This window comes from Acidobacteriota bacterium (assembly GCA_028874215.1).
Lineage (GTDB): Bacteria > Acidobacteriota > UBA6911 > RPQK01 > JAJDTT01 > JAJDTT01.
Genome location: JAPPLF010000037.1, coordinates 1 through 3,253 on the forward strand (window position 1 = coordinate 1; position 3,253 = coordinate 3,253).

Consider the following 3,253-nt stretch of genomic DNA (forward strand, 5'->3'; position numbering starts at 1 on the left):
CACGGATCCGTCAGCTTGCCCGCCAATCGGCTCGTGTGAGAAATCCGGGCTAGAGCCCTTCCTGTTCAGACGCGCTGGTGGTCGGCGCGCCAGTCTTCGACGGCCTGCTTTATGGACCTCCGGTCCGCAAGTTCGCCCGCCAGGACCCGGCGGACCAATTCCGCCAGTTCCGCGTCGGAAGCGAAGCGCAAACCGATTAGCTGGTCGGTCGTCAGCTGACCGATTTCGCCCTTTAGCTCGTCCGGCAGAATCCTCTCGAGACGCAGGCGCTCCTCCAGGCGGATCACCCGGTCCTGAACGCCCGTTGAGAAGCGTCGCGCAAAGAGAAGGCCTATCGCCGTACAGGCGGCGACCACGAACAGGGCGAGGGTCCCTGCGCTGAAATCCACGACGAGCAGGTACCCGACGCCTACCGTAGCGGCCGTTGAGAGATAGCACCCCGCGAGGAACAGCACTGGAGGGCGTTTGGCGTGGTTCGCGAAGTTCTGGGACTGGGCCATTACGTTTCCGGATTCGGGTGCGGCATGGTCTCGTGCAATGCAACGTGCGGTTCAGGCAACACCGGAGCAAGCGCCGATCATGCCCCGCTTCGGCGCTGGCGCGCTCCGCCTTGTTGCACCTTCCGCGGGGACTTCGCGCTTCGGCTTTTGGGATCCATTGCGCACCAGGTTCCTGATCGGCGCGGCGCTTGACATGCAGCACAGAATGTGTTATGCGTGGCATCGTTTCGTGAGACGCCCGGGTGAGAGACGCCCGGGTGAGAGACGCCCGGGAAAACCCCATTCTCGGGAGGTCATCATGTCGTTGAAAGGCTCGTTCACCACCGTCCTTCTTGCGCTTGTGCTTCTCGGAGCACTCAGTGCAGCCCCAACTCCGGCGTTTCTGCACAACACGCCGTTTGACTCATTGGGGGCCTCCGAGCTTGCGGCTCGTCCCCCGAAGTGTCCCCCGACTTCCAGTCGCCTGATCGGATATCGATACCGCACTGGCACGTTCTTCTCGGGCTTCTGTGGCTGGATCGACTTCAAAACTATTAGATGCGAGTGGTGCGAGTGTCATTATATGGCCTTTGTGAATGGATATCACTGGACATGGGCTACCGGCGGCGACTCCGGCTGCTCATTGGATTTACCCTTTGGCATTAATTTCTGAACGAGAGAAAACCCTCATGCGTGCTGCGACAAAGTCCAGTTGGCGGTTCTGGGGAGCGTGGATCACCCCCATGCTGGTTGTGTGGCTAGTTCTGTTCTGCACGGGGATCGACACGGGCTCCGGCTCCCTTGATTCGGATTCTTCGTTCTTGTACGAGAGGCGAGCGGTCCAAGGGGCCTCGCGCAGGATCGAGGGATCCGGAGCGGCGGATCCGTTTCAGAACCTCATTGGGCTGGCCCTTGCCCATGACCAACAGAGTTTTTACGCGTTGGACTCCTTCGCCCGGCGGGTCCATCGGATAGGCTTGGACGGAACCGTCCACGCGTCAATGGGAGGAGAGGGATCCGGTCCTGGGGAACTCGCTGGCCCGGTGGCTATCGGCACGGTGGCCGAAGGCGTATGGGTGCTAGACACGGACAATCTCCGGACCACGCTGTTCGGGCCGGATGGCAGAATGCTCAACGCCATTTCACTGGATGCTCCCGCCCTCGGCTTCGCGCCGGTCGGCGGGGATGCGGTGGTGGTTCCGGCGATGGTGTTGCCAGCTCCGGGACGATCCAACAGCCCGGAGATCCCGCCCTTGCTGTGGCGCGTGGATGGCCTGGGGTCGGAAGCCATCATGCTCGACCCCGGCGTGGTCCTTCCCGACCTGTTGGCGTCCAGTGGGCCGAGGGAGAGATTCATGTGGCGGTTGGCACGTGTGTCGAACGACGCCATTGCGATTGTGGATCGATCCTCGCTGGCTGCTTGGCGGGTGTCGCTGAGCCCGGACGGTCGACGCATTTCCGGCGTTGAGCCCCTCGCCGTGCCTGAAGGAATCAGAGCATGGGTACGGGGAATCGAACCTCCCGAGCCGGATATGCGCTTGATGGCCGTGAGCGGGGTAAGGATGGTCGATCAGAAGCTGTGGGTGATGACGCCCGGGCTGGGTGGTGATCTCCTCGGCTTCACCAGCCCACTTGCCGGCAGAGTGGTGGAGTTGGTCCTGCCGGGAGCTCTGGGTAACCAGGAGCTCATTGACGCGATCGTGTTGTCAGATCGCGTCATCGCAACGACCTTGACAGACATTATCCTGGCCGAGTTGTCGGCTAACCCGGCGGTACTACGCTCGTCGGGCACGGCCACGGGAACGACGGGCTTGGCCACAGGAATGTAGTATCCCAGCATGTCAGCCTGCGCCGGTAGCACGACCCGACGCAATCCCTCATCATTGGGGGGAAGGGAGGGGCTCTCACGGAGGCGGCATGGCACGTCGGAATCACGCGTGCATGCCCCTTGTGGCCACACTCCGTGAGTCCCCTGCGGAGGCTGGCGGGGGGCCGCGTCCCCTCTGACCTCCGCAACGGAAACGGCGCGCCATGAGCCGTGGACGCGCCGTTTGGGTGAAGGTTCGCGCGAGCGAGTGCGAGCGCGCCGCGGGGCCGCAGGATGGCCTGAGACCGACGATCCCGGCCTCCCGAGGGTACGGGTCGGGCGAGCATTCGCCCGGTCGAGGCCCTCCGCGAGGTTGTCCGGTGTCAGCCAGGGAGCCTCGACCGCCGGTGGGCGTTGTTCTTGACCCTCTGGCAGCACCGGATACCGCCGTGCTCGCGCTCCCACCGCTCCGCCCACTCGGACAGTCTGATCCGGCTGAGGCCGAGGGGCGCAGCCCTGCCGGTCTCCGGATGGACCCGGTTCGCAATGACGTGAAGGTGAGCGGTGTGCGCCACGATCAGCGCCTCGTGACGCTCCAGCTCCAGCGCCGCGAGCGACTCGGCGACCGCCTGTTCCATCTCGGCCTGGGCCGGCCGCCGATCGTGAGGCCAGTAAAGCGAGTAGTGCAGGACCGGCTTCTCCAGCTTCCGCCCCCCCATTGATCCGCCAGCCAGCCGCTTGAGGTTGGGCGCCGCCTTCGCCGTCACGGCCATCAGCCTCGGCGCCCGTTCCGGATCGAGGGTCGGCAGGTTCCTGGTGTCGGCCCAATCGACCCGCTCGTCCGTCCCGAGGCGGTACGCCGCGACGCGGGTGAACGAGCGGGCGAGGGCAAGGACCTTCGCGACCATCAGCCCCACTGGGCGCGGGTCGCGGTCCAGCACGATCCCGTCAGCAAGGCCAAGTACGC

At 64.6% G+C, this 3,253-nt stretch carries 3 protein-coding genes; 1 reads left to right on the plus strand and 2 read right to left on the minus strand.

Going from position 1 to position 3,253, the window contains the following annotated elements; translation table 11 throughout:
• Nucleotides 1-65: 65 nt before the first annotated feature.
• Nucleotides 66-500, minus strand: coding sequence for a DUF6526 family protein (locus OXT71_06910; protein ID MDE2926111.1), 435 nt, complete (start codon nt 498-500; stop codon nt 66-68).
• A gap of 1,106 nt (nt 501-1,606) precedes the next feature.
• Between OXT71_06910 and OXT71_06915 the strand changes: the two genes are divergently transcribed.
• Nucleotides 1,607-2,308 (plus strand): hypothetical protein, encoded by a 702-nt coding sequence (locus tag OXT71_06915; protein MDE2926112.1) that lies wholly within the window; start codon nt 1,607-1,609, stop codon nt 2,306-2,308.
• Nucleotides 2,309-2,669: 361 nt separating this feature from the next.
• Here the strand turns inward: OXT71_06915 and OXT71_06920 are convergent.
• On the minus strand, nt 2,670-3,253 hold a 584-nt coding region (locus OXT71_06920), incomplete at its 5' end, for a relaxase/mobilization nuclease domain-containing protein (GenBank protein MDE2926113.1).